This window comes from Christiangramia echinicola DSM 19838, assembly GCF_000423065.1.
Classification (GTDB): domain Bacteria; phylum Bacteroidota; class Bacteroidia; order Flavobacteriales; family Flavobacteriaceae; genus Christiangramia; species Christiangramia echinicola.
In genome coordinates, this window is record NZ_AUHG01000016.1 from 1 (window position 1) to 25,214 (window position 25,214).

Annotated in this window: 25 protein-coding genes and 1 rRNA gene; 9 read left to right on the top strand and 17 right to left on the bottom strand. The window is 36.4% G+C overall.

Annotated elements, in window-relative coordinates:
- Positions 1 to 173: 173 nt before the first annotated feature.
- Positions 174 to 283: ribosomal RNA gene (gene rrf, locus G530_RS0111710) — 5S ribosomal RNA — on the top strand.
- A gap of 550 nt (positions 284 to 833) precedes the next feature.
- Here rrf and G530_RS0111720 read toward each other — a convergent pair.
- Genes G530_RS0111720 through G530_RS0111735 form a run of 4 tightly spaced genes read right to left on the bottom strand, consistent with a single transcriptional unit; the run spans position 834 to position 5,510 of the window.
- Positions 834 to 1,055, bottom strand: a complete 222-nt coding sequence (locus G530_RS0111720) for a DUF6095 family protein (RefSeq protein ID WP_026934714.1) — start codon at positions 1,053 to 1,055, stop codon at positions 834 to 836.
- Positions 1,056 to 1,865, bottom strand: a complete 810-nt coding sequence (locus tag G530_RS0111725; RefSeq protein WP_026934715.1) for a DUF4249 domain-containing protein — start codon at positions 1,863 to 1,865, stop codon at positions 1,056 to 1,058.
- Positions 1,866 to 4,241, bottom strand: coding sequence for a TonB-dependent receptor (locus G530_RS0111730; protein ID WP_240472155.1), 2,376 nt, complete (start codon positions 4,239 to 4,241; stop codon positions 1,866 to 1,868). It abuts the gene before it with no gap.
- Between the two features lie 42 nt (positions 4,242 to 4,283).
- Positions 4,284 to 5,510: a multidrug effflux MFS transporter gene (locus G530_RS0111735; protein WP_026934717.1), complete on the bottom strand. Its 1,227-nt coding sequence runs from the start codon at positions 5,508 to 5,510 to the stop codon at positions 4,284 to 4,286.
- A 207-nt stretch (positions 5,511 to 5,717) separates the two neighbouring features.
- Between G530_RS0111735 and G530_RS0111740 the strand changes: the two genes are divergently transcribed.
- Positions 5,718 to 6,335, top strand: a complete 618-nt coding sequence (locus tag G530_RS0111740) for a DEAD/DEAH box helicase (RefSeq protein WP_026934718.1) — start codon at positions 5,718 to 5,720, stop codon at positions 6,333 to 6,335.
- 51 nt (positions 6,336 to 6,386) lie between these two features.
- Here G530_RS0111740 and G530_RS0111745 read toward each other — a convergent pair whose 3' ends face one another.
- The 6 genes from G530_RS0111745 to G530_RS0111775 all read right to left on the bottom strand — a co-directional run bounded on the left by G530_RS0111745 (position 6,387) and on the right by G530_RS0111775 (position 14,140).
- Positions 6,387 to 8,615, bottom strand: coding sequence for an NADP-dependent isocitrate dehydrogenase (locus tag G530_RS0111745; RefSeq protein WP_026934719.1), 2,229 nt, complete (start codon positions 8,613 to 8,615; stop codon positions 6,387 to 6,389).
- 562 nt (positions 8,616 to 9,177) lie between these two features.
- A complete protein-coding gene (rplS, locus tag G530_RS0111755; RefSeq protein WP_026934721.1) occupies positions 9,178 to 9,534 on the bottom strand; it encodes a 50S ribosomal protein L19 in 357 nt (118 codons plus the stop codon).
- Between the two features lie 117 nt (positions 9,535 to 9,651).
- Positions 9,652 to 10,332, bottom strand: coding sequence for a tRNA (guanosine(37)-N1)-methyltransferase TrmD (gene trmD / locus G530_RS0111760; RefSeq protein ID WP_026934722.1), 681 nt, complete (start codon positions 10,330 to 10,332; stop codon positions 9,652 to 9,654).
- A gap of 41 nt (positions 10,333 to 10,373) precedes the next feature.
- Complete coding sequence (locus G530_RS0111765) at positions 10,374 to 10,967, bottom strand: Z-ring associated ZapG family protein (protein WP_240472156.1); 594 nt, start codon at positions 10,965 to 10,967, stop codon at positions 10,374 to 10,376.
- Between the two features lie 199 nt (positions 10,968 to 11,166).
- Positions 11,167 to 12,615 carry a glyceraldehyde-3-phosphate dehydrogenase gene (locus G530_RS0111770; protein ID WP_026934724.1) on the bottom strand — a complete coding sequence of 483 codons (1,449 nt, stop codon included), beginning with the start codon at positions 12,613 to 12,615 and terminating at the stop codon, positions 11,167 to 11,169.
- Between the two features lie 121 nt (positions 12,616 to 12,736).
- Positions 12,737 to 14,140, bottom strand: a complete 1,404-nt coding sequence (locus G530_RS0111775) for a trypsin-like peptidase domain-containing protein (protein ID WP_026934725.1) — start codon at positions 14,138 to 14,140, stop codon at positions 12,737 to 12,739.
- A gap of 133 nt (positions 14,141 to 14,273) precedes the next feature.
- Here G530_RS0111775 and dapF point away from each other — a divergent pair, with 133 nt between their 5' ends.
- The 4 genes from dapF to G530_RS0111795 all read left to right on the top strand — a co-directional run bounded on the left by dapF (position 14,274) and on the right by G530_RS0111795 (position 17,481).
- On the top strand, positions 14,274 to 15,059 hold the full coding sequence (gene dapF / locus G530_RS0111780) for a diaminopimelate epimerase (protein ID WP_026934726.1): 786 nt from the start codon (positions 14,274 to 14,276) through the stop codon (positions 15,057 to 15,059).
- Positions 15,053 to 15,583, top strand: a complete 531-nt coding sequence (locus G530_RS0111785; RefSeq protein ID WP_026934727.1) for a GNAT family N-acetyltransferase — start codon at positions 15,053 to 15,055, stop codon at positions 15,581 to 15,583. Before dapF ends, G530_RS0111785 begins: the two co-directional genes overlap by 7 nt.
- Positions 15,573 to 16,616, top strand: a complete 1,044-nt coding sequence (gene mltG / locus G530_RS0111790) for an endolytic transglycosylase MltG (protein WP_026934728.1) — start codon at positions 15,573 to 15,575, stop codon at positions 16,614 to 16,616. Before G530_RS0111785 ends, mltG begins: the two co-directional genes overlap by 11 nt.
- Before the next feature lie 196 nt (positions 16,617 to 16,812).
- A complete protein-coding gene (locus tag G530_RS0111795) occupies positions 16,813 to 17,481 on the top strand; it encodes a hypothetical protein (protein WP_035716356.1) in 669 nt (222 codons plus the stop codon).
- On the opposite strand, the gene G530_RS0111800 is transcribed toward G530_RS0111795, so the two are convergent.
- Genes G530_RS0111800 through dnaA form a run of 3 tightly spaced genes read right to left on the bottom strand, consistent with a single transcriptional unit; the run spans position 17,478 to position 20,108 of the window.
- Positions 17,478 to 18,206 carry an SAM-dependent methyltransferase gene (locus G530_RS0111800; protein ID WP_026934730.1) on the bottom strand — a complete coding sequence of 243 codons (729 nt, stop codon included), beginning with the start codon at positions 18,204 to 18,206 and terminating at the stop codon, positions 17,478 to 17,480. The genes G530_RS0111795 and G530_RS0111800 overlap by 4 nt on opposite strands.
- Positions 18,203 to 18,670, bottom strand: coding sequence for a low molecular weight protein-tyrosine-phosphatase (locus G530_RS0111805; protein WP_026934731.1), 468 nt, complete (start codon positions 18,668 to 18,670; stop codon positions 18,203 to 18,205). Before G530_RS0111805 ends, G530_RS0111800 begins: the two co-directional genes overlap by 4 nt.
- A 10-nt stretch (positions 18,671 to 18,680) precedes the next feature.
- Complete coding sequence (dnaA, locus tag G530_RS0111810) at positions 18,681 to 20,108, bottom strand: chromosomal replication initiator protein DnaA (RefSeq protein WP_026934732.1); 1,428 nt, start codon at positions 20,106 to 20,108, stop codon at positions 18,681 to 18,683.
- A 206-nt stretch (positions 20,109 to 20,314) separates the two neighbouring features.
- Between dnaA and G530_RS0111815 the strand changes: the two genes are divergently transcribed.
- A complete protein-coding gene (locus G530_RS0111815; protein WP_026934733.1) occupies positions 20,315 to 20,713 on the top strand; it encodes an acyl-CoA thioesterase in 399 nt (132 codons plus the stop codon).
- On the opposite strand, the gene G530_RS0111820 is transcribed toward G530_RS0111815, so the two are convergent.
- Genes G530_RS0111820 through ribD form a run of 4 tightly spaced genes read right to left on the bottom strand, consistent with a single transcriptional unit; the run spans position 20,710 to position 23,828 of the window.
- Positions 20,710 to 21,318: an IMPACT family protein gene (locus G530_RS0111820; RefSeq protein WP_026934734.1), complete on the bottom strand. Its 609-nt coding sequence runs from the start codon at positions 21,316 to 21,318 to the stop codon at positions 20,710 to 20,712. The two genes, G530_RS0111815 and G530_RS0111820, sit on opposite strands and share 4 nt — an antisense overlap.
- Entirely contained in the window at positions 21,315 to 22,187 is an 873-nt protein-coding gene (locus G530_RS0111825; protein ID WP_026934735.1) for an EamA family transporter, read from the bottom strand. The genes G530_RS0111820 and G530_RS0111825 overlap by 4 nt, the downstream gene beginning before the upstream one ends.
- Positions 22,184 to 22,792 (bottom strand): HAD family hydrolase, encoded by a 609-nt coding sequence (locus G530_RS0111830; RefSeq protein WP_026934736.1) that lies wholly within the window; start codon positions 22,790 to 22,792, stop codon positions 22,184 to 22,186. Before G530_RS0111830 ends, G530_RS0111825 begins: the two co-directional genes overlap by 4 nt.
- Positions 22,770 to 23,828 carry a bifunctional diaminohydroxyphosphoribosylaminopyrimidine deaminase/5-amino-6-(5-phosphoribosylamino)uracil reductase RibD gene (gene ribD / locus G530_RS0111835; RefSeq protein WP_035716360.1) on the bottom strand — a complete coding sequence of 353 codons (1,059 nt, stop codon included), beginning with the start codon at positions 23,826 to 23,828 and terminating at the stop codon, positions 22,770 to 22,772. The genes G530_RS0111830 and ribD overlap by 23 nt, the downstream gene beginning before the upstream one ends.
- Positions 23,829 to 23,856: 28 nt before the next feature.
- Here ribD and G530_RS0111840 point away from each other — a divergent pair, with 28 nt between their 5' ends.
- Complete coding sequence (locus G530_RS0111840; protein ID WP_026934738.1) at positions 23,857 to 24,351, top strand: GNAT family N-acetyltransferase; 495 nt, start codon at positions 23,857 to 23,859, stop codon at positions 24,349 to 24,351.
- Between the two features lie 14 nt (positions 24,352 to 24,365).
- A complete protein-coding gene (prmC, locus tag G530_RS0111845; protein ID WP_026934739.1) occupies positions 24,366 to 25,214 on the top strand; it encodes a peptide chain release factor N(5)-glutamine methyltransferase in 849 nt (282 codons plus the stop codon).

Here is a 25,214-nt window from a genome sequence, read left to right on the forward strand (position 1 = left end):
TAATACTCCGTAAAGCTTGATGCGCGATGGTCTCGAAGCTGCAAAACTTCGAGACCGCCAAATGCTTATTTTATAGTGCATTATCAGTTCTTCTTATTTTTTGTTTCTTAAGTATGTCAAAGATATTAGTGTCGAGAGACACAGTTTTAAGCCTAAGCTTATAACTTACCTTTTAAGGTGGCTATAGCAACGGGGCTCACCTCTTCCCATCCCGAACAGAGTAGTTAAGCCCGTTAGCGCAGATGGTACTGCTGTATTGTGGGAGAGTATGTCGCCGCCTTCTTCTTGAAAACCCTTTATCATATCGATGAAGGGTTTTTTTATACCCTATATTGAAATTTACACGCAGCTTTTCCTTTTATAATACATCTCATATACAGAGCTAACTAAACAATCGATTTTTTAAAATTATTCTCCCTATTAAATTTTGCAGTTTTATCCGGTTCTAAAAATTCTGATGAGTTGGAGATAGAGAAGATATCCGCTGATACTTTTCCGCAAAAGTAGAGTTCATATAAAATGACTGGAAGCTTACAAAATTCAGAAACTAACAGAGATGATAGGCCCTGCCAGGCATACTATAAAATCATTTCCTAAAATAAGTATATCACACGCAGATGAAATAACTACCGGTTGATGTTATGAAATTGAATTGAATAGTAATGATATGGATTATCATCTGGCCTATTCGGAAGAGAATGATCTTGCCGGTATTTGCGGAAGTATTAATGAAGAATATCTTTATTTGGACAATAATGGTACTAGCTTATTAAGTAACTAATGTGCTTGCGATGAGTAAGGACTATTCTATAATTAGATATCGGTAATTTAAATTAATCAAAGAGAGCCTTTATAATGGTCATTATTCCTTTGAACATGAGAAAGATTGAAGCGAAAGTCGCTATGATACCTAATATTAGTACAGCAATATAAAGTGGATGATCCTGGTTATTGAATGCATTGTAAAGAATAGAGGGGCCAATAAGAGCTAAGGGTAGAGCCCCGGCCAGATATTTTATTCCTTTTGATAGTACTTCTTTATTAGTATGTTTCATTTACTGTACTGTATAAGATGTAGAATCAGCTTCAGATAATCTAAAATATCCTAGTGGATAGTTATCTGGATTTGTTCGATTAACAATATTGCCTTTTACCGTTGCGGGCATAGTTTCAAATGGCCCCCCATCATTAGATCCAACCTGTGAACGCAATATAAAAAGATAGTCATAATAACTTTTAGATATACCCTGGATCTCAATCTGGATCACATCATTCTCTTCAATATCCTCATCAGAATAATATCCAAAAATCTGATTTCCATTAGTAAATTCATCTTCATAGAATTCCAGACTTACATCGTCATTAAAGAATTTAAACAGATAATAGTCTTCAGTTTCAGCAGGATCTGTATAATACGCTTTTACTTCAATTTCATCTCCAGCAAAACCTCCGGATTCTGTTTGTTCAACATAATCTATAGGGACTACAGGTAATAAAGTCTCCGTTGCAGTATAAACCTGATCGTTATAAATAATTTCTAATTCGTATATCTCATTAAGCTGTGGATCAAAACCAGTATTTATATAATTACCCTGCTGGGAATAACTGAAATCAAATATTTCACCATTAACAGAGGAGATTTTTACCTGAGCATTTTCTACAGGAATTACTTCTTCGTCATAAAAAGGAGAAGTTTCAGTTAATATAATACGTTGTTCCATTCCACTTGTACCTTTAAGCCAGATGATCGAAGCTTCTATCACCAGCCTTGGTTCACTTTCTTCTAAATCTACCTGCACCACCTCTTCACATGACGAAAGGATCAGTAAAGCTAAAAATGGTATATAAAATTTAATTTTTTTCATCTAAAATTTAAAATTATAGGTTATTGAAGGAATGATACCAAATAAAGATAACCTTACCGCTTCATTTTGACCAGTATCTGCATTTTCTCTGAAGCTAATAGAATAGGCGTTCTGTCTATTGTAAACATTATAGATCCCAAAATTCCAATAAGATTCAAATTTCCTGTCTTTACCAATATTTGGATTATAAGTAGCAGATAGATCCAGGCGATGATATTCCGGTAACCTGTCTCCGTTTCTTTCTCCGTAAACAGGAATAGTAATACCTTCATAGTCATATTGTGCAGTTGGATAAGTAGTGGCTAATCCTGTTTGAAATATAAAATTGGCATTCAGCTGCCATTTTTTATTCAGGTCATAACTCCCGGTCATACTTAGATCATGAGTCTTATCATAATTAGTTCTATACCAATCACCATTATTAATTCCAGGTTCTATAGAAGTTCTTCCAGGTGTACGTTGCTCAGATCTGGAAAGGGTATATCCTAACCAACCGGTAAATCGACCTTTATTTTTTCTCAGCAATAATTCTAAACCATAAGCACGAGCTTCGCCATTAAGAACAACCCTTTCTATGGCATTATTAGCAATAAGGTTTGCGCCATCTATATAGTCTATTCTATTATCTATATTTTTATAAAAACTTTCGACTTCCAGCGAGTAATTATTATTTCTGAAATTCCTGAAATACCCGATTGCATACTGATCTAATTTTTGCGGTTTTATAAAATCACCACTGGGTGCCCAAACATCTAATGGAGTGGGGGAACTGGTATTCGAAATTAGATGAAGATACTGAGTCATTCTATTATAACTCGCTTTAAAAGACTGGTCGTCATTCAAGGCATATGATACTGCAATACGTGGCTCTAAATTAGTGAAGGTTTCAATAATATCACCCCTTGATGATTGCAGAGTTTCTAATATATCAGCTTCTCGATATATATCTCTTTCTGGATCATATTCAACCGGGTTGTTATTTTCATAAATATTTATTTCATCCTGACCTAATCTGAAAAAATTACTGAGTCTCAATCCATATTCAGCTGAAAATTTATCGCTTAATTTTTGTTCTGCAGATATATAGATACCATTTTCAAAAGCATATTTATTATTCAACTTGAAATAATTAATTCCAGAATCTTCATCAATTGGTTCTATTTCTCCCGGGTTGAACTCATAATAGGTATTCTGAATTCCGTATTTCAACTGTAGATTGTCATTGATATAATGGTTGAAATCGTACTTGATGTTCAGGTTTTTTATTCCGCTATCCCAATTAAAGCCGACAAAATTGAGATTCAATCCATAATAATAATCGCTGTAGATCACGGAAAGATTGGTAAATATGTTATCTGAAAATATATGGTTCCATCTTAGATTCAATACTGCATTACCATAAGTATTTTCAAAATTCTGACTAATATTGAACACATCCCGCCCGAAATATCCGGAAAGTAAAAGCTTATTACGATCGTCCAGGTTGTAACTTAGCTTGGTATTCAGATCATAGAAGTAAGCTGAGTTCTCATTATCTGTTAACTTCAGGAATAAATGAGCGTAAGAACTTCTTCCTGCCACTAAAAAGGACCCCTTATCCTTTACGATTGGGCCTTCGGCAAGTAAACGACTGGAAATAGCACCTATTCCGCCATGCATCTTAAATTCTTTACTATTTCCATCCCGCTGATAAATATCCAGAACAGAAGAAACCCTACCTCCATATTTGGCAGGAATTCCACCTTTATATAATTTAAGATCTTTGATCGCATCTGGATTGAAAACCGAGAATAACCCGAATAGATGCGAAGAATTATAAATTGTCGCTTCATCCAGTAAGATCAGGTTTTGATCTACTGCACCACCGCGAACATTAAATCCAGATGAACCTTCTCCCGCATTAGAAACCCCAGGGAGCAATAATAGAGATTTAACCACATCTACTTCCCCAAAAACTACGGGTAGTTTCTGAATGGTACTAATGGATAATTTATTTACGCTCATTTCAGGTTTTCTAATATTTAAACCTTCTATATCGCTCGTGATTACAACCTCTTCAAGATTTTCTGAAGCTTCAGATAATTGAAAATCCAGCTTTTTATCTGTATCTAATTGAACAGTTTCTATAATACTACGGTATCCCAGATACGTGATCTCAATTTCATAGACCCCTTGGGGTAATTTAATTGAGTAATAGCCATAATCATTGGTTACCACTCCGGTTTTGGCTTCGGGAATTATGAGGTTTACCCCAATAAGGGTTTCATTGCTCGAAGCATCAGTGACCACACCATTTAAAGTAAATAGTTCCTGAGCATTGATTGGGTAATAAAGAAACAGGGATATAAGCAGAAAGGCTAAGTAGCGGTATTTCAATTTTTTCTTTAAAAATAGAATTTAGTCAGTTAATAAAAAAGTTTATGCCTCACTTAAGCTTAAGCTACGCTTCTCTTTTTTAGAAAACCTGAATAATAGTATGAAACTTATAAATAGACAGCTTAATAAAATTACTGCTAATGGTACAGAGCTGGAGGAGTGAAACAGACTTACCATGAAGGAAGTTAGCGCACCTAATATCATTTTGAGACTACCTATTAATGCAGATGCTCTACCGGCTTTCTTTTCGAATGGTTCCAGAGACAATGCTGTTGTATTCGGATTCTGAAAACCAAGTAGGAATAGCATAAGGAACAATAGAATCACAGTTGGTAAAAATCCTAATTCCAATAATGAATTGATGAGAAAAAGGGATGCTAAAATTACCAGGATCACACTATTGAATAAGGTAATTTGTAATGTGGTGAACTTTCTTAAGAATAATCGGTTTATCTGGCTGCCTAAAATTAACCCCCCTGCATTAATACCAAATAGGATCCCGAATTCCTTTTGAGAAAGATCAAAATTTCCCATGAATAATTTAGGTGCATCAGAGATATATGCAAACATGGCTCCAATGGTAAAGCTACCTGCCATGGCAAAACTCCAGAATTTCTGATGAGTTAATATTCCGTAGTATTTGATCGCAACCTGTTTTGGTTTTAGGTCTACCAACTTATCAGGGACTATGCTTTCCGGTAAAAATTTAGTTACACTTATTATCATTAACAGACAGAAAATAGCGAGAAATAGAAAGATCATTTCCCAGCCGAAAGAATCTATGATAAAACTTCCAACCGTAGGAGCAATGATTGGTGCTCCACCCATAATGAGCATTAATACTGAAATTGCTCCTGCCACTTCGTGTACCGGAAATATATCGCGTACTATGGCTTTTGCAGCAACCATTCCTGCTGCAGCACCTACTGCCAGGAAAAACCTGGAAACAATTAACCATTCCAGGTTTGGCGAATACATACAGCTAAGAGCAGAAAGTAAGTAGATGACTAAACCTATTAATAGGGGTTTTTTACGGCCAAATTTGTCCATTATTGGCCCATACGCCAGTTGTCCTATTGAGATACCAATAAAATAGCTGGTAAGGGTAAGCCCGATCTGACTAATAGAGGTATTAAAATCTTCTGCAATACTTTCAAATCCAGGAAGGTATGCGTCTATAGAAAAAGGTCCAAGAGCAATTAGAGTTCCAAGAACCAGAAGAATAATGTATTCCTGTTTTTTATTCCTTTCTCCAGATTTTAGGTGCATTCTGCAAATTTCAGGAAACCGGCTAATTTGGTCTAATTTCAGAAGCTGTTTAACGAAAGATTAAACTATTTCGATTTAGTTTTATTTGTAGAATAGATAGACGGCCTATCAAATTATAAAGTCCGACCTTTGTGCGGGAATAATCTGGCTTGGAAAATTCAACTGGATATTTCGGATAAAAATGATCATCAAATTCTAATTATAATTATGTCGTTCAAGAAATTAAATCCACCTCTAAAAGAAGCAATTGAGCGTTTAGGTTTTGAAAGTCCCACGGCTTTTCAAAAAACTGCATTGCCAAAAATTAAAAGTGGGGCAGATCTTTATTGTCTCGCTCCTGAAGGAAGTGGTAAAACTACGGCGATGATCATTAGTGTGATCCAGAAATTGAATTCTGAAGCTTTTGAAGATTCTCCAAGGGCACTTATTTATGTAAAAGATAAAGAAGCAGCGTTGGAACTGGAACAAAAATTCAAAAAGTTTACCAGAGAAATGGATCTCCGTATATATTGCGCTTATGAAGAGCAGAATATAGATGATCAAAAAGATGCGATCTACTATGGGGTAGATATTGTTATCGCTACACCAAAAAGATTAGGGAAATTATTTTCTATGACTGGAATTCATTTAGGACAGTTACAGCTTTTCATACTTGAAGATGCCGAATTTCTATCTAAACCCGGAAATATAGATGAAATTGTAAGGATTCCGCTAAGTATCAGTAAATGCCAATATCTTGTATTTGGTGAAAAGATGGTCCCTAAAATGGAAAGATTACAGGATACTTTTATGGAAAGAGCCAAAGTAATTAAAGTTTCTAAATAAAAAAAAGCCTCCACTACCAGCGGAGGCTTTTTTCATTGAATATTTATTCGATTAGGCATCTGTGGCCAGGATCTCGTTTAATTTATTACTTGGACGCATTGCTTTTTTAGTAAGCTCTTCGTCTGGTTCATAATAACCACCAATATCAACAGGTGATCCCTGAGCATCCAAAAGATCCTGCAGGATTTTCTCCTGGTTATCTTCCATCATTTTAGCTATTCTTCCAAAATAGATGTTTAGATCTGTATTGCTGGTTTGAGTTGAAAGTGCTTCAGCCCAGTATAATGCAAGATAGAAATGGCTTCCTCTGTTATCAAGTTCATTTACTTTTCTTGAAGGAGATCTACCTTCATTAAGGAACCTTTCGGTAGCTTCATCAAGAGCATCTGCAAGTGTCAGCGCCTTAGAATTATCATATTTATTCCCAAGATGTTCTAGAGAAACAGCCAATGCCAGGAATTCTCCCAGAGAGTCCCATCTTAAATGTCCTTCTTTTACAAATTGCTGAACGTGTTTTGGAGCAGATCCACCGGCACCGGTCTCAAATAATCCACCACCATTCATCAATGGAACGATAGAAAGCATTTTTGCGCTTGTACCAAGTTCCAGAATAGGGAAGAGGTCGGTTAGGTAATCTCTAAGAACATTTCCTGTTACCGAAATAGTGTCTTTGCCATCTTTTACTCTTTCCAAAGTATATTTTGTTGCCTCGGTAGGAGCCATGATCTTGATCTCTAAACCTTCGGTATCGTGATCTGGAAGATATTTATTAACCTTCTGGATCAATTCAGCATCATGTGCTCTATTCTTATCTAACCAGAAAACTGCAGGCATTCCTGTAGCTTTGGCCCGGGAAATAGCAAGTTTGATCCAGTCCTGGATTGGAGCATCTTTTACCTGACACATTCTCCAGATATCTCCTTCTTCAACTTTATGGTCCAGGATAGTATCTCCTTTAGAATTGATCACTCTTACCGTTCCGTTTCCTGGAATTTCAAAGGTCTTATCGTGAGAACCATATTCTTCAGCTTTTTGAGCCATTAATCCAACATTAGGAACTGTACCCATAGTTGTAGGATCAAAAGCGCCGTGTTCTTTACAGAAATCTATTGTTGCCTGGTAAAGTCCTGCGTAAGAACTATCAGGGATCACTGCTTTGGTGTCCTGAGTTTTACCTTCAGCATTCCACATTTGACCTGAAGTTCTAATCATCGCCGGCATGGAAGCATCGATAATGACATCACTAGGTACATGTAAATTGGTAATTCCTTCATCTGAATTTACCATCGCGATATCCGGACCGTCTTTAAGGTCTTTTTCTATGGCTGATTTAATTTCATCTCTTTTATCTGAAGGCAAGGTTTCAATAGCATTCAGGACATCACCAAGTCCACTATTTTGATCAGCTCCAGCTTTCTCAAGCTCTTCACCATATTTTTCGAAAACATCTTCAAAGAAAACTTCAACGGCATGTCCAAAAATGATAGGGTCTGAAACCTTCATCATGGTAGCTTTCATATGCAGAGAGAAAAGAACATCTTTCTCTTTAGCATCTTTAACTTCTTTGCGAAGAAAATCAAGAAGTGCCTTTTTACTCATCACTGTAGCATCAACTACTTCACCATTAAGAACCTTTAGATTGTCCTTTAGGGTTTTCTTTTCACCATCTTCTGAAGTGAATTCAATTTTTAACGTGTCTTCCTCAGCAAGCGTTACAGATTTTTCATTAGACCTGAAGTCTCCTTCGCTCATAGTGGCAACATGAGTTTTGGAATCTGAACTCCATTCACCCATAGAATGAGGGTTTTTCTTAGCAAAATTCTTAACGGCCTTTGGAGCACGTCTGTCTGAATTTCCTTCTCTAAGTACTGGGTTTACAGCACTACCTTTAATTTTATCATAACGAGCCTGGATCTCCTTCTCCTTGTCATTAGCAGGCTCATCTGGATAATCTGGAATAGCGAAACCTTTAGACTGTAACTCAGAGATCGCATTTTTAAGCTGCGGAATTGAGGCACTAATATTTGGTAGTTTTATAATATTTGCTTCAGGCTGCTTCGCTAGTTCCCCTAATTCAGCAAGATCGTCAGAAACCTTTTGATCTTCTTTCAGATAATCTGGAAATTGAGAAAGGATTCTTCCTGCCAAAGAAATATCACGAGTTTCCAGGCTTACACCTGCAGCTTTTGTGAAAGCTTCAATAATTGGCAGGAACGAATAAGTTGCCAGCATTGGAGCCTCATCTGTTTTAGTATAAATTATTTTTTCTTTCTGTGACATTTTTTAAGTTTTTGGTTGTAATATATTCAAAGAAAACCCCGGAAATTACCAGGGTGTTATCTCTCGCGCAATATACAGTATTTGCGGCTTTTATCCTAAGTTTAAAGGGGTGTTCACCTGTTAAGAAATCATAAATAATTGAATAAAAAAGCCATTTCATCTTAATTGCTAAAATGAAATGGCTTCAATTGAAACAGCAAACTATCACTTTGATGATAAGAAGCTAAAAAGCTTTCTTGCATGACTGTTCCAAAAATGATTCAATTTTAAAGGAATTAAAATCGAATCTACTTTTACCTTTCAAACTAATTTTGATAATACAAAATATTAAGGTGTTATATAGAAGGTAAAAGATTTATGTAAAGAACTTGCTTTACGGGAAAATCATCATCACTAAAAATTCTTTTGTCATTTTAATGCAGGCAAATTTTCTATATTAAATATAGTTATAATCCTGCTTTGATTGAAAGCATTTAACATTTTAATGTAATATAAAAAATCTAAAATGAGACCATAAAAAAAGCCCCGATAAATCGAGGCTTTAGTTGTTCTATCAAAAGAATTATGATTTTCTAATCGCTTCTTTAATACGAGCTTTCTTACCAGTAAGACCTCTAAAGTAAAAGATTCTAGCTCTTCTAACGCTACCTTTCTTATTGATCTCAATTTTCTGGATAGCTGGAAGGTTTACCGGGAAAATTCTTTCCACACCTACAGTACCACTCATTTTTCTAATAGTGAAAGTTTGAGAAGATCCAGTACCTCTTTTTTGGATAACAACACCTCTAAAGAACTGAGTTCTTGTCTTCTGTCCCTCTTTAATTTCGTAATAAACAGTGATAGTGTCTCCTGCTGAAAATTCTGGTAGATCTTTTCTATCTACGAATTCGTCCTGAACGTATTTTACTAACGATTCCATTTGTATTAGTTTAAAGTAAAATCCAAAACAACATTCACGGTTATCGCCAGAGGTTATTTTAGAATGAGTGCAAAATTAAGCAATTTAAATTATTCTACAAGCCTATTAGAGAAATATTTACTCGTCCTCTAAAAGGTCTGGTCTTAATCTTTTTGTGCGCTCGTAGGCTTCATTTTCTCTCCATTCTTCGATCTTCGGAAAGTTTCCTGATGTCAATATCTCTGGTACTTCCCAGCCTTTGTATTCTGCCGGACGGGTGTATACCGGCGGTGCAAGTAAATTATCCTGGAATGAATCGGTAAGGGCAGAGGTTTCATTGCCTAGAACGCCGGGGATCAATCTAATGATAGAATCACATAAAACTGCGGCTCCCAATTCGCCTCCGGAAAGCACATAATCACCAATAGAAATTTCTTTAGTTATAAACTTGTCTCTTACTCTTTGATCTACACCCTTATAATGACCACAGAGAATAATGATATTTTCATGCATAGATAACCTATTGGCCATCTTTTGTTGAAGTCTATCTCCATCTGGAGTCATATAAATAACTTCCTGGTACTCCCGTTCAGACTTAAGCTTAGTGATACATTTATCTATAGGCTCTATCATCATAACCATTCCAGCACCACCACCAAATTGATAATCATCAACCTGCTTGTAATTATCTGTAGTATAATCCCTGAGATTATGCAGGTGTATTTCTACCAGTCCTTTCTTTATAGCTCTTTGAAGAATTGATGCTTCAAAGGGGCTTCTAAGAATATCTGGAACTACAGTAATTATATCTATGCGCATTGGTAAGATTCGTTGTGGGTTATTTATGGAGCCGAAATGAATTAAGGAGTTCCGCTTGCCTTGTTACGTTCATCCTGTAACATTCTTCCAAGACGTTGCTCTTTTTCAAGGGCTTTGGTTCGGTAGGCATCGAATTCTTTTTCGGTTTCATCAAGTTTTTGCTGAGCATCTTTCGTTGCAGCGTGAGAACTTTTGTATCTGAAAAATATAATAAGTAAGATGGCCACAAGTGCGGCTACAATACCCCACATCATCGCTTTGTATCCGCCTTTACTAAAAGGCATGCCTAAGAACATTAATGCATCCTTTTCTTCAGATACTCTGTTAAAATCTTCCTGGGTAGAATCGAGTTCAGATTTTAATTTCTGAATTTCATCATTTTGTTGATCTACAGTATTTTTATGTACTATGATCTCTTCTTTTAATTCTGTGATATAACTTCTGGTAGTGTTTCTTAACTCAATAAGTTTATCATAATCTACAACCTTATAACCCTGATAGTTATTAGATTCCTGAATTAATGCAGAAAACTCATCCTGAATTGGAGTTTCTGTTTTAAGGCTGTCTGTTTGGGCATTCATCTGAAATACACTAGCAATAACAAAAGCAGCTACAATGTAAAATTTGTTACTCATTTTCCTGGGGATTGATTTTGTTTGGTTCATAAAAAACAACGAGCGAACGGATGGGTTAGTATATTTCAGATTTTCGGGAAGAAATTCGCTATTTGTAAAATTTAAATTGTTTTGAATCAGATTTTTATGTTTTCAAAGTGCTGCAAAAATAAAAAAACCCTGCCAATGGCAGGGTCTTTTTTCTAAAAAATAATCTATTCTAGTAATAAGTATATCGTCTAACTTTAGCGATATATTTTGCAAGTCTTATTACCTGATGGCTATAGCCGTATTCATTATCATACCATATATATAGAATCACATTTTTTCCGTCTGCAGAAACTATGGTAGCGTTACTATCATATATCGCCGGAGCAGATGAACCAATGATATCTGAAGAGACCAGTTCATTGTCTACCGAATATTGGATCTGTTCCACAAGATCGCCCTCTAGAGCATATTTCTTAAGGATAGCATTTACGTCTTCAAGACTAGTTCCTTTTTCAACTTCAAGATTAAGAATAGCTAAAGATCCATTAGGAACGGGAACTCTAATAGCATTCGAAGTCAATTTACCTTCAAAAACAGGTAAAGCTTTAGAGACCGCTTTACCAGCACCCGTTTCAGTAATTACCATATTGAGTCCAGCGGCACGACCTCTTCTGTATTTACTATGCATGTTGTCTACCAGGTTCTGATCATTGGTATAAGCATGAATGGTTTCAAGGTGACCGTGTACCACACCCAGGGAATCCTGAACAGCTTTTAATACCGGGGTAATGGCATTGGTTGTACATGAAGCCGCAGAGAAAATATCGATCTCATCAGGACAATATTCTTTCTGGTTAACGCCATGGACAATATTTGGAATTCCTTTTCCTGGCGCCGTTAATAGTACTTTAGCGGCTCCTTTGGAAACTAAATGCCTGCTTAAAGCTTCTTTATCTCTAAATGCACCTGTATTATCTATAATAAGGGCATTATTAATTCCATATTTTGTATAGTCTATATCTTCAGGCTGATTTGCAGAGATCATGTGTACGGTAGTACCGTTTATAATAAGTGCTGACTTCTCCAGATCTACATTAACAGTTGCACTAAAAGGCCCGTGAACAGAATCACTTTTTAATAATGAAGCTCTTTTCTCCAGTACGCTCTGGTCAACTTTACCTCTGGTAACAACAGCTCTGAGTCTAAGCTGGTTTCCCTTTCCGGTTCTGGTCATTAGTTCACGTGCAACCAGTCTTCCAATTCTACCAAACCCATAAAGCACCACATCTTTAGGTGTTACAGATTCAGTTTGTTTTGCATCATTCAAGTTATTAGATACAAAAGCCATGGCATTGCTGTGCGGTTGTCCATCTAAATGATACTCGTAGGTAAGTTTACCAATATCTAATTTTGCAGGTGGTAAATTTAGATCTTGTATAGCCTTAGCTATTTCTACGGAATCAAATATGGAAATAGGTTTTCCAACAAATTCAGCAGCGTACTCATGCAGATCCAGAATATCACTAACATTTCTGTTTATTAGCTGATTTCTGAAAAGTACAAGTTCAATTGATTTATCATACCAAAGGTCACTTACAATGTTTATGAATTCTACGGTAGCTTTACGGCGATCTGCCTGGAAAGAAAGTTCCTTTTCGTAAACTTTATTAAAGTCCATGTTGAGTTATGTTGTTATAAATTTTCGCCAAAAGTATATATTTCAAACGTTTTCGTAAAGCCTTTTCTAAATAAAAAACCTTCCTGACGGGAAGGGTTGATTCTAGTTAGAATTTTTATTTTTATTTCCAGATCATACGTTGTTTTTCACCTTTTTGAGTGTAAAAAACGATCACTATAGGATTAGATCTGGTTCGATTTTGCATGATCTCTTCAACATCTCTTACTGAGCTAACATTTTGACCATTAATTTCTGAAATTATTCCTCCAACAAGATCGGCAGAAGGTAAACCATCAGTTAGCGTACGGTTTATTCTCACCCCGTTTGGCGCCTTATAAGCTTTTAATTCTTCAGGAGAAGCATTGGCAACTTCTAACCCCAATGCGGTCATTCTATAAGTATCAAGTTTCGAGAGTTCTACATTTACCTCTCTTTCTTTGCCATCACGCATTAATTTCACAAGAACTTCGTCTCCGGGTCTTTTCGAATTAATGTAGCCGGTTAAATCTGAAAATTTATTGATCTCGATATTGTCTATTTTTCTAATAATATCCTTTTGACGAATCCCGGATTTTTCAGCTCCACTTCCTGGAGTAACTTCGGCGACCATAACGCCCTGAGAGGTGTTTAAGTCATATTCCCTTATGATCTCATTGTTTAGACTTCTTCCTCTAATGCCTAAAATTCCCTGTTGAACATCACCAAACTCCATGATGTCTTCAACGATCTTTCTGGCATTGTTAGAAGGTACAGCGAAAGCATAACCAATATAACTACCGCTTGGTGAGCTAATGGCCGTATTAATACCTATCAACTCTCCATTTATATTTACCAGTGCGCCACCACTATTTCCAGGGTTGATCGCAGCATCGGTTTGGATGAAAGATTGAGGCGAATTATCTCTCATGTTCAGGTCTCTTGCTTTAGCACTTATAATCCCTGCAGTTACAGTAGATTTCAAATTAAAAGGATTACCTACGGCTAAGACCCATTCGCCAATTTCCATATTATCTGAATCACCGAAAGGTATATATTGCAGATCTTCTTCTGCGTCTACCTTTATAAGGGCGATATCAGATATAGGATCACTACCAATTACTTCTGCTTTATAAGTTTTATTATTATTAAGTGTAACCTCTATCTCACTTGCTCCATCAATGACATGATTGTTAGTAACAATGTAGCCATCTGGGGTTATAATAACACCAGAACCGGCACCTTGAAGAGCTCTTCCGCCATTATTGTTGTACGGATAATATTCCCAAATGCTTCTTGGGCCATTTTTAAAGACAGCTACATTTTTTACATGGACAACGGCGTGAATCGTTTTCTCTGCGGCGGCCGTAAAATCGACATTAGTACCATATGCTCTGTTATTATTAGTAACAGGTAAAAATGTATTTTGCTGTGAACTGTCTTGAGGGAGAAACTGCTCGGGATTTTCATCAAAAAACAGTTTATAACTACCAAGTGTAAGAACGCCCCCAAGGATGGAAACAAATAGTAATGTTGCTATTTTTTTCATTTTCGGATGATATTTAATTAATTAAACCTTTTCGACTTCTTAGATATTATAAGTGGCACATACTTTAACAGCTATTTAACAGCCTCGATTTCCTGTTCAATATTGTATATTTGTCGCACTTTTAAAATGACATATGAAGCTGACATTCTATAAATATCAGGGTACCGGAAACGATTTTGTAATGGTCGATAACCGGGAAAATAAAATATCCAAAAATGATACCAAATTGATCAATCACTTGTGTGATCGTAAATTTGGCATAGGTGCTGACGGACTGATACTTCTGGAAAATTCTGAAGATCATAAAGACGATTTTAAAATGGTCTATTTTAATGCCGATGGTAACGAAAGTAGTATGTGTGGTAACGGAGGCAGATGTCTGGTTGCATTCGCCAAATATTTAGGGATAATCAGCGATACTGCCAGGTTTACTGCTATAGACGGAGTTCATGAAGCAACTATTAATGATGGTGTAGTTAGTCTGAAGATGAAGGATGTTAGTGAAATTTCAGATAACGAAGATTTTTTATTTCTAAATACTGGCTCTCCGCATCATGTTGTATTTTCTGAAGAGATTAAACTGAAAGATATTAAGAAAGAAGGTGCAGAAATCAGGTATTCTGAAAGATATGGTGAAGCTGGTACTAATGTGAATTTTGTTGAAGGTGTTTCTGCTGATACATTTTCAGTTAGAACTTATGAAAGGGGAGTGGAAGACGAAACGCTTTCCTGCGGAACCGGAGTTACCGCTGTTGCACTGGCAGCATATGAATCTGGTAAAACCACTTCAGAGAAAGTGAATTTAAAAACACCGGGTGGAGAACTTTCAGTAACTTTCAAAAAAACTGATAAAGGCTTTACCGATATTTGGTTATCCGGGCCGGCAGTTCAGGTTTTTAAAGGTGAAATTGCATGTTAACATTACAGGGAAAAAAAGTTTATCTAAGGGCGCTTGAACCGGAAGATCTGGATTTTGTTCATGAGATAGAAAACAATGAAGACTTCTGGGAGATCAGTTCTACCCAGGCACCATATTCAAAATTCCTCATAAGACAGTATATAGAAAATGCCCACCGTGATATATATGATATTAAGCAATTAAGACTGGTGATATGTACCAGGCGGGGCCGGCAGGTTGGCTTAATAGATGTCTACGATCTTGAGCCAAAAGATAAGCGGGCAGCAATAGGAATTCTTATCGCAAATAAAAAAGATCGCAAAAAAGGGTTTGGCTCAGAAAGTTTAGGATTGCTTTGCGATTATTGTTTTACACATTTAGGCCTACATCAGGTATATGCCAGTGTTACCTCTAGTAATGAGGAAAGTAAGCGTATTTTTGAGAATAACAGATTTAGAAAAATAGGGTTAAAAAAGGATTGGACTTTCTTCAATGGCGAGTTTAAAGATGAATGGCTATATCAATTAATAAATAATGTACATTAAAAAAATAATTATAGCTATTACCATTATTGGGGTGATAGCTTTTGGGATCTTTGGTTATTATCTTTATAACAGTGTTTTTTCCTCCAATACAAATTTTGAAGCCAAAGAGCAGGTTGTCTATATTCCCTCAGCAGCGACCTATGAGACAGTATTAGATTCTATACGTCCTTTTATAAAGGACCTACAGTCATTTGATCTCGTAGCACAGAAGAAGGGTTATGCCGGAAATGTTAGACCTGGTAGATATTTCCTTGAAAAAGGAATGAATAACAATGAACTGGTGAATAGGCTTAGAAGTGGCAACAGGCCGGTTAAAGTGATCTTTAATAATCAGGAAAGGTTAGAGAACCTGGCTGGAAGAATTTCAAAACAGATAGAGGCAGACAGTTTAGCTTTGCTGAAATCATTTAAAAACCAGGCGTTTCTTTCAGAAAATGATTTTGAATCAAGTACGGCTCTGGGAATGTACATTCCAAATCAATACGAGTTCTATTGGAATACCTCTGCAGATGAATTCCGTAGTAGAATGAAGCAGGAATATGACAGGTTCTGGAACGAAAAGAGATTAAAAAAAGCTGAAGACATTGGTTTAACTCCAAAGGAGGTAATTACTATGGCTTCTATTGTTCAAAAGGAAACGGCAAAAGTAGATGAACGACCAAAAGTGGCCGGAGTTTATATGAACCGCCATAAAAACGGCTGGAAACTTGATGCAGATCCAACTGTGATCTATGCTATTAAGGAAAAAACCGGTAATTTTGATACGATCATCAAGCGTGTGCTTTATAAAGATCTTGAGTTGGAATCTCCGTATAACACATATAAATACAAACAAATACCTCCAGGTCCCATCTGGATGCCAGATATTTCATCAATAGAGGCGGTACTTAATTATGAGGATCATGATTTCTTTTATTTTGTGGCCGATGTGCAAAATTTCGGCTATCACAAATTTGCCAAAAACCTCGCCCAGCACAACCGAAATAAGCAGGAATATGTTCGCTGGATCAATAAGCAGGGAATAAAAAGATAAACCAATTTTTGTTCAGGAAACTTTAAGTTTTTGATTTACAGTTAGTTATTGTTTAGTTAAAAGGAGAATAACTTTAAAAAACCTTTAACATACTGTAATTCAGATTATTAAAATTTGTTATACATTTGCCCGGCGAATATGAAAGGGGTATGACTTATGATATAGGTCTTCCATTAACCTTTCAAAAACCAAAATGATGAGAAAGAAAATTGCAAAATTTTCAATCTTGCCTCTTGCAGCAGGCTCAATATTTTTTAGTTTTTCAACTAAAAAAGCTGCAAATCTGGATCTGGAAGATTATTCCACTTATGATCTGGATCTGGAATATACGGTTGCAGACCTCAGGGATGAACTAGTTCCAGAATTCGAAATCTCTAACACTTCACCTTTTCTCGGTAAGTCTTACGTAGGCTTTAAAGAAGCTTTGGCATTTAAAGAATCCAGAGGGGATTATAAGTCTATCAATGAGTATGGTTATCTTGGAAAGTACCAGTTTGGGAAAGGCACTTTAAAGCTCGTTGGGATATACGATAGTATTTCATTTCTTAATTCACCAGCACTTCAGGAAGCGGCCTTTTATGCCAATGCTTCCAGAAATAAGTGGATACTACAGAGGGATATCAAACGTTTTGTGGGTAAGACCATCAATGGAGTTGAAATTACTGAATCTGGTATTTTAGCTGCGGCGCATTTGGCCGGACCTGGTAGTGTTAAAAAATATCTTCGTAGTTGGGGAGCTCAGGCTTTTAGCGATGCATTTGGCACAACTATCAAAACCTATATGAAGCGTTTTGGTGGTTATGATACTTCTTTTGTAAAGACAGAAAAGAATGCCAGAGTAGACTTCGACGATCTTTCAGCTTAAATATCTTTTTGAATAATAAATATAGCCGGTCTTTTATGAAGATCGGTTTTTATATTTTTCCATTCAGAAGCGGTCGCTGTTTTGATGAATTCGGTTTCTAAAGTTAGATCGCAAGCAACACAAATTCTAGTTGCAGGATGAAGGCTCTGGATTAGATCTTCTAAAAACTTCATGTTTCTATAGGGAGTTTCTATAAAGATCTGTGCCTGGTTTTTTTCCAGCGAAATTCTTTCAAGCTGTTTTATCTCGTGTTTTCTCTCTTTCTTATCAATTGGCAGATAGCCATGAAAGGTAAAGCTTTGGCCATTCATGCCGCTAGACATCATGGCCAGTAGAATAGAGGAGGGACCAATTAGTGGAACCACCTGTATATTGAATCTATGCGCGAGTTTAACAATTTCTGCTCCGGGATCTGCAACTCCGGGACAACCAGCTTCACTTAGTAAACCTACATTTTTTCCTTCTTTTGCCGCATCTAGAAAACCTGGTAATTCTGAAGCTTCGGTGAACTTATTCAACCCACTCAATCTCAAACCCTGCTGTGATTTTTCAGGAAGAATTTGTTTAATGAATCGTCGGGCAGATTTTTCATTTTCAACGATAAAATCATCAATACCCTCGATGATCTTTTGATTTAGAGGAGGAAATACTTTATCGGGGCTTGAATCACCTAAGCCTACCGGAATCAAATATAACTTGCCGTAGTTTTTATGATTGGAACTCATAATGTTCCGTTATTCAGTTTTTCAGCGATCTCTTCACAGGCTTCATTCAGCATTTGGTATACATTTTCAAAACCCTGTTCCCCTCCGTGATATGGATCTGGGACATCTACATTTTCTGACGGAAAGATCTCTTCAAGGATCAAGTGTACTTTCTGGCGATCTTCATCTGTTTCGGCCATAGAAATAACATCTTTGAAATTGGAATTATCCATTACAAAAATGTGATCAAAGTCATTAAAATCTTTTGCTGAAAACTGTCTCCCGCGTTGATCTGTAATATCCAAATCATATCTTTTCGCAGTAGCGATAGATCGGCGATCTGGTTCTGAGCCAACATGCCAGCTACCAGTTCCGGCAGAATCAACAAAGACTTTAGATTGATCTACCTTAGATTTTAGAATACCTTCGGCTAGTGGTGATCTGCAAATATTGCCGAGGCACACCATCAATACCCTGGTTTTCATAAATTGAATTTTATAATGTGAGCTTCTTGTTTAGGTCTTCAACAAACTTTTTGAATTGCTTATCTGTTGAAGCAAGGTTGTCTACTGTTTTACATGCATGCAATACGGTAGCATGATCACGACTTCCAATTTGAGATCCAATGCTGGCTAGAGATGCCTTGGTGAACTTCTTTGCGAAGAACATAGCGATCTGTCTGGCCTGTACAATATGTCTCTTTCTGGTTTTAGACTGCAATGTGTCTACGTCCATCTGGAAATAATCACTTACAACTTTCTGAATATAGTCTATAGATACTTCACGTTTTGTATTCTTAACGTAGTTATCTACGATCTTTTTCGCAAGTTCCAGGGTGATGTCTTTCTTGTTGAAAGAAGAGTGAGCGATAAGAGAAATTATTGCTCCTTCCAGTTCCCTGATGTTTGTTTTTATGTTATTAGCCAGGAATTCAACGATATCTTCCGGCATTTCAACACCATCACGATAAAGTTTATTCTTGATAATCGAAACACGTGTTTCAAAATCTGGATGCTGAAGTTCAGCAGAAAGTCCCCATTTAAATCTAGAAAGCAGACGTTGTTCAATATCCTGCATATCAACCGGAGCCTTATCACTGGTTAAGATAACCTGTTTGCCGTTTTGATGTAAATGGTTAAAAATGTGGAAAAATACGTCCTGTGTACCAGCTTTTCCTGAAAGTAACTGAATATCATCTACTACAAGCACATCAATGATCTGATAGAAGTGAATGAAATCGTTACGGTTATTCTTCTTTACAGATTCTATATACTGCTGGGTGAATTTTTCAGCAGAAATATAAAGAACTGTTTTTTCTGGATATTTATCTTTTATCTCAACACCTATAGCGTGTGCTAAGTGTGTCTTCCCAAGTCCAACTCCACCAAATATTAAAAGTGGATTGAAAGAGGTTCCTCCGGGCTTGTTTGCTACAGCCAGCCCTGCTGATCTTGCGAGTCTGTTGGATTCCCCTTCCAGGAAATTCTCGAAATTATAATTAGGGTTAAGCTGAGATTCGATCTTTACATTCCTGATTCCGGGAATAATAAAAGGATTCTTAAGCTCTGGACTTTTATTTTTAATAGGCACGTCTACTTCCTGTGAAGCCATCTGTGATCTTTGAGTACTTGGGATCTTTTCGGTAAAAGGTAGCTTGTTACCGTAAGTATTCTCCATTTTGATCACATATACCAATTTAGCTTTGTCGCCAAGTTCACGAGTAAGTGAAACTTTTAGAAGCTTTACATAATGTTCTTCTAACCACTCGTAGAAAAACTTAGAAGGCACCTGTATGCTTAAGGCACAATCTGTAAGTTTCACTGCTTGGATAGGTTCAAACCATGTTTTGTATGCTTGAGGGGTAATGTTATCCTGAATAAATGACAGACAGTTATTCCAAACCGATTGCGCAGTTTTTGACATTATTAGTTAAACGTTAATTTTGGTTAGTAGTAAGTTCTAAAATTGGAAATTGGATCAACTTGTTCTCCAACTCGAGCGGAACAAATATGTGAACAAAAAATGTAAAAAAAAAACCATTTAGGGGTTGAATTTTAAGAAAAATTTATGCATACTTACTTCCGAGCCTGAATATAAAAAACCTTTCTCTAAAAGGCTACTTTTTTTACATGAAATCACACAAAACTTTTGTTAAAGTCCGATATGCCGAAACCGATCAAATGGGTGTGGTACATCATGGAAATTATCCGCAATACCTTGAGATTGCCCGACTTGAATGGTTAGACACCTTAGGTATATCTTACAAAAATATGGAACAGGAAGGGATAATGTTGCCGGTATACGAATTAAATTTAAAATATATCAAACCGGTTACATTTGATGATAAATTGACGATTGAAACGCGACTTCACGAAATGCCAAATGTTAAAATTATATTTGACTATTCGATATTTAATCAACAGGGTGATTTGGTAACTTCTGCTACTTCTGTTCTTGTTTTTATGGATTCAAAAACTCGCAGACCTATACGTTGCCCTGAATATATCCTGGAGAAATTGAGAGATTAATCTTCCAGTTTAGAGATCTCTACTTTATAGGTATTATCGAATTTTGAGAAGATAGTTTCGGCATCTTTTTTTCTAACTGCTAGAAAAATCTTACAATCTATTTCCAGCTTTTGATCGATAACATTTAGATTATTTTTTTTGATCACCTGCATGACTTTATTCATTTCGGGATAATCAAACTTAACCACGAATACTTCATCTATAGTTCTTTTTAGAATATCTGAAGATTCCAGAGCCATTTGGGCCGCAGTTTTGTAGGCATTAATGAGTCCGCCTACTCCCAGCTTAACTCCTCCAAAATATCTAACCACTACAATAAGGATATTGGTAACATCAAAAGACTGGATTTGCCCATATATAGGCATTCCTGCGGAATTAGAAGGTTCTCCGTCATCGTTAGCCCTGTAATGAAATTCTTCTTTACCAATCTGCCATGCATAGCACCAGTGCCGGGCTTTATGATGCCTGGACCTTAATTCTTCCAGGTGCTCATTAGCTTCCTCTTCAGACTTTATAGGGAAAGCATAGCCAAAGAATTTTGAATTCCGGTCTTTAAAAAGAACTTCAGGTGAAGCCGTGGTAATGCTTTGATAGGTATCTTTCATATTGCAGAATTTGCTACAAGAATTATACTAAGAATTGCCAGTCCCAGACCTATCCAGTTCTTGCGAATAAGTTTTTCTTTGAATAGAACAATACCAACCAGTGTTGAGAAAGTTACTATAGCAACATGGTTCATGGTAAATATGGTAGAACTGTCAAATCCCTCACTTCTAAGAGCCATAACCAGGAAATAGATAGAATAGTAGTTTGGGATCCCTAGCGCTATACCTCCAAGAATGTTTTTGCCGGTGATCTTTAACTTCCCCATAAATGCCTGTACGATTAGAATAATTATTCCAATTGTTCCCGCGGTTGCAAAAATTGAAGATGAGAACAGGCCTACATCTGTCTTTGATACATAGCTTGTTTCCAGGTACTTTAAGCTGGTGTCTATAATTCCGCTCCCCAGGAATACTAATAAAGGAAATATCAGGTTTTTACTCTTTATGCTAATCCCTTCTTTAGATTTGATAGAGGTTAGGTAAACTGCGGCCAGAGCTAGCAGAATGCCTAATATCTTTAATATCCCGGTGCTTTCATTATATAGAAAAATACCGCATAAAACTGGAATTGCTACAGACATTTTTGTAGCCACGGCAACTACAGATAAACCGCTTTTCTGGGTGGTAATTGCGGCAAGGTTGAATACCGCGATAAACAGGAATCCTAACATCAACGCTCCGGGAAACCAACTTTCTTTTGGAACATGGGTGAAATCTGAGCCGTCTATGTATCCGAAAAAACCAACGGTACAGGCTATAAAATAGTTTACAATAATGGCTTGTAGGGTGTTGACATCGTATTTTTTATACAATCGAAATACCACAAAAATGATGGTAGAAGATAAAACGCTTAGCAGCAGGTAAATCAAAATAAATCTTTTTTGGTGGTAAAGAGGTCAATTACATCCTCGTGAGTTGGCTCAATATTCCAGGTATGAAGTCCAAGTCTGGATGCAGTTTCTGTATTTTCCCTAGTGTCATCGATAAAAAGACAGTTACCTGGTTCAAGGTCATGCGCATCCAACACAAATTCAAAGATATCTGGATTTGGTTTACGCATTCCTATTTCGTGAGATAGATAGAAGGCATCAAAGCATTTTTTGAAATCTTCATAAAAAGGAACTTTGGTTTTTATATGCTCAATATGGTTTTCATTCGTATTACTCAATAATATGAGTTTATAGTCTTTTTCTTCTGAAAGTTTCTGAATGAATTTTAAACGGTATTCTGGGAATTCCAGGATCATAGAATTCCAGGAATTAAGAAAATCTTCTTTTTCTATCTGTGGAAATTGGGTTCGGTAATGTTCTGAAATTTCATCTGAAGTGACAAATCCCTGTTCATATTCCCTGTTCTTCGCAGAAATTGATTCTGGAAGATCCTTTACATTCATTTCACTTAATTTTCTTTTAGTGCCTTCCTTATCTAGATTGATAAAGACATCACCAAAATCAAATATTATCGCCTTGATCATTTTTGTAAATTTTTAAATTATCTCCAGAAATTTCAGTTTCTGAAATTAATTTCCCACTAAAATAAGGTGCCTTAGTACCAGCTTGAAATTCTGCCTTTCCCGTAAAAATTCTTGCCTCATCCCAAAGTCTGGCATCTATAAACTGCTGAAGTGTCTTGCTTCCTCCTTCAATGATCACCGATTGGACCTCATATTTATATAGCACCGCGCAGATTTCCTTTGATATATTATCTGAAAATTGAATTTTTTCAAAAATGAGATTCTCGTATCTTGAGCTTTTAGGTTTCTTCTCGCAGATGATTATAGTCTTAATTTTACCATTTAATACAGAAAAGTCTTCTGGTGTTTTAAGGTCTTTATCAATGATGATCCTAACCGGATCATTGCCTGTCCATTTTCTTACATTTAAAGATGGGTTATCTTTAAGCACTGTGTTTGTTCCAACCAGAATAGAAACTTCTTCACTCCGCCATTTATGAACTAATTGGCCTGAATATTTATTGGTGATCCAAACAGGTCTATTACCATCTTTTAATTCAGGAGCTATAAATCCATTCTGAGTTTGAGCCCATTTCAAAATAATATAAGGTCTGTGTTTTTTATGATAGGTGAAGAAGCGCTGGTTCAATGCTAAGCATTCTTCTTCTAGAACTCCAACCTTTACTTCGCATCCCGCCTCAAGCAATTTTTTTATTCCTCTCCCGGCTACTTTTGCGAATGGATCCATGGTTCCTATTACCACTTTTTTGATTCCTTTTGCAAGGATAAGATCGCTACAGGGAGGTGTCTTTCCAAAATGACTACAGGGTTCCAGGCTTACATAGATCGTAGAGCTTTTAAGAAGCTCTTTATCCTCTATAGAATTGATAGCATTTACTTCTGCATGAGCTTCACCGGCTTTTTGATGCCAGCCTTCACCAATGATCTTGCTCTTATGCACTATAACGCTACCAACCATGGGGTTAGGATAGGTGTTTCCGAGTCCGTTTTGGGCCAGTTCTATACAGCGTTTTATGTATTTTTCGTGTATATTCACAGCACAAAAATAGAATTAATTAGGCAGAATGAACACATGGAAAATTCGGGAAATAAAACCCGAAGACAATCAGCAGGTTAAGGACTTAATTAGAAATGTACTTGTAGAAATGGGAGTTCCAAAAGTAGGAACCGCCTATGAGGATAAAGCCCTGGACGATATGACCAGCGAATATCAAGGAAAGAGACAGGCTTATTTCGTCGTGGAGGAGAATTCTAAAATTATAGGAGGAGCTGGAATAGCACCTTTAACCGGGCTCGAAGAAAAAGTTTGTGAACTTCAAAAGATGTATTTTCTCCCTGAAGCAAGAGGGAGAGGAATAGGGACAGATATGATCAATAAATGTCTTCAATTTGGGAGTGATCAAAAATTCAAAAAATGCTATATCGAAACCCTGCCTTATATGGAAAATGCCCGAAAGTTGTATAATAAGAGTGGTTTTGAGGTTATAGAAAAGCCATTGGGTAATACTGGTCATTATAATTGTACGGTGTTCATGATCAAAGACCTCGAACTCAATTAAATTCAGTAAAAGTTATGCTGGTTTCACAATTAAAAGTTCAGTTCCAGGAAAAATTAAAGGATGAATTCCCTCCAACCGAAATTGAATCCTTTTTTTATATTCTCGTAGATCATTATTTAGGTAGACGTAGGATAGATGTTGCTTTAGAACCAGATATGGAGGTCTCTGAAGGTCAAATGTCAAAATTTGAAAGAGCATTACTTCGATTACAGGATCATGAGCCGATCCAGTATATAACCGGAAAAACCGAATTCTACGGTTTAGAATTTTATGTAGATAAAAATGTTCTTATTCCCAGGCCAGAAACAGAGGAGTTGGTAGAATGGATAATTTCAGATCATAAAAATTCAAATAAGGAATTAAGGATTTTAGATATAGGAACCGGTAGCGGTTGTATTCCTGTTAGCCTGGCTAAAAATCTGCCTGATTCTGTAGTTAGTTCTTTTGATATTTCTACGGAAGCTATTGCCATGGCAAAAAAGAATGCGGATTTAAATAATACCAGGGTCAATTTTCAGAATATAGATATTCTTTCCCTGGATAGTTTAGAAGAAAGGTTTGATATCATAGTTTCCAATCCGCCTTATGTACGAGAATTAGAAAAGAAAGACATGCACAGGAATGTCCTGGATTTTGAACCAAAACTGGCTCTTTATGTTGAAGATGTACGTCCTTTGGTGTTTTATGAAAAAATAGCAAGTCTTGCGATGACTTCATTAGAGCAGAGCGGAGCTTTGTATTTCGAAATCAACCAGTATTTAAGTGAGGAAACTAAGACTATGGTTGAAAATTTAGGTTTTGAAGCTGAGTTGAAAAAAGATATTTTTGGAAATTATCGCATGTTGAAAGCGACCAGGAAATAA

Excerpts from the sequence above, each read along its gene's own strand:
- G530_RS0111720 (WP_026934714.1), bottom strand. The coding sequence starts at position 1,055 with ATGAAACATACTAATAAAGAAGTACTATCAAAAGGAATAAAATATCTG.
- G530_RS0111725 (WP_026934715.1), bottom strand. The coding sequence starts at position 1,865 with ATGAAAAAAATTAAATTTTATATACCATTTTTAGCTTTACTGATCCTT.
- G530_RS0111735 (WP_026934717.1), bottom strand. The coding sequence starts at position 5,510 with ATGCACCTAAAATCTGGAGAAAGGAATAAAAAACAGGAATACATTATT.
- G530_RS0111740 (WP_026934718.1), top strand. The coding sequence starts at position 5,718 with ATGTCGTTCAAGAAATTAAATCCACCTCTAAAAGAAGCAATTGAGCGT.
- G530_RS0111745 (WP_026934719.1), bottom strand. The coding sequence starts at position 8,615 with ATGTCACAGAAAGAAAAAATAATTTATACTAAAACAGATGAGGCTCCA.
- rplS (WP_026934721.1), bottom strand. The coding sequence starts at position 9,534 with ATGGAATCGTTAGTAAAATACGTTCAGGACGAATTCGTAGATAGAAAA.
- trmD (WP_026934722.1), bottom strand. The coding sequence starts at position 10,332 with ATGCGCATAGATATAATTACTGTAGTTCCAGATATTCTTAGAAGCCCC.
- G530_RS0111765 (WP_240472156.1), bottom strand. The coding sequence starts at position 10,967 with ATGAGTAACAAATTTTACATTGTAGCTGCTTTTGTTATTGCTAGTGTA.
- G530_RS0111770 (WP_026934724.1), bottom strand. The coding sequence starts at position 12,615 with ATGGACTTTAATAAAGTTTACGAAAAGGAACTTTCTTTCCAGGCAGAT.
- G530_RS0111775 (WP_026934725.1), bottom strand. The coding sequence starts at position 14,140 with ATGAAAAAAATAGCAACATTACTATTTGTTTCCATCCTTGGGGGCGTT.
- dapF (WP_026934726.1), top strand. The coding sequence starts at position 14,274 with ATGAAGCTGACATTCTATAAATATCAGGGTACCGGAAACGATTTTGTA.
- G530_RS0111785 (WP_026934727.1), top strand. The coding sequence starts at position 15,053 with ATGTTAACATTACAGGGAAAAAAAGTTTATCTAAGGGCGCTTGAACCG.
- mltG (WP_026934728.1), top strand. The coding sequence starts at position 15,573 with ATGTACATTAAAAAAATAATTATAGCTATTACCATTATTGGGGTGATA.
- G530_RS0111795 (WP_035716356.1), top strand. The coding sequence starts at position 16,813 with ATGAGAAAGAAAATTGCAAAATTTTCAATCTTGCCTCTTGCAGCAGGC.
- G530_RS0111800 (WP_026934730.1), bottom strand. The coding sequence starts at position 18,206 with ATGAGTTCCAATCATAAAAACTACGGCAAGTTATATTTGATTCCGGTA.
- G530_RS0111805 (WP_026934731.1), bottom strand. The coding sequence starts at position 18,670 with ATGAAAACCAGGGTATTGATGGTGTGCCTCGGCAATATTTGCAGATCA.
- dnaA (WP_026934732.1), bottom strand. The coding sequence starts at position 20,108 with ATGTCAAAAACTGCGCAATCGGTTTGGAATAACTGTCTGTCATTTATT.
- G530_RS0111815 (WP_026934733.1), top strand. The coding sequence starts at position 20,315 with ATGAAATCACACAAAACTTTTGTTAAAGTCCGATATGCCGAAACCGAT.
- G530_RS0111820 (WP_026934734.1), bottom strand. The coding sequence starts at position 21,318 with ATGAAAGATACCTATCAAAGCATTACCACGGCTTCACCTGAAGTTCTT.
- G530_RS0111830 (WP_026934736.1), bottom strand. The coding sequence starts at position 22,792 with ATGATCAAGGCGATAATATTTGATTTTGGTGATGTCTTTATCAATCTA.
- G530_RS0111840 (WP_026934738.1), top strand. The coding sequence starts at position 23,857 with ATGAACACATGGAAAATTCGGGAAATAAAACCCGAAGACAATCAGCAG.
- prmC (WP_026934739.1), top strand. The coding sequence starts at position 24,366 with ATGCTGGTTTCACAATTAAAAGTTCAGTTCCAGGAAAAATTAAAGGAT.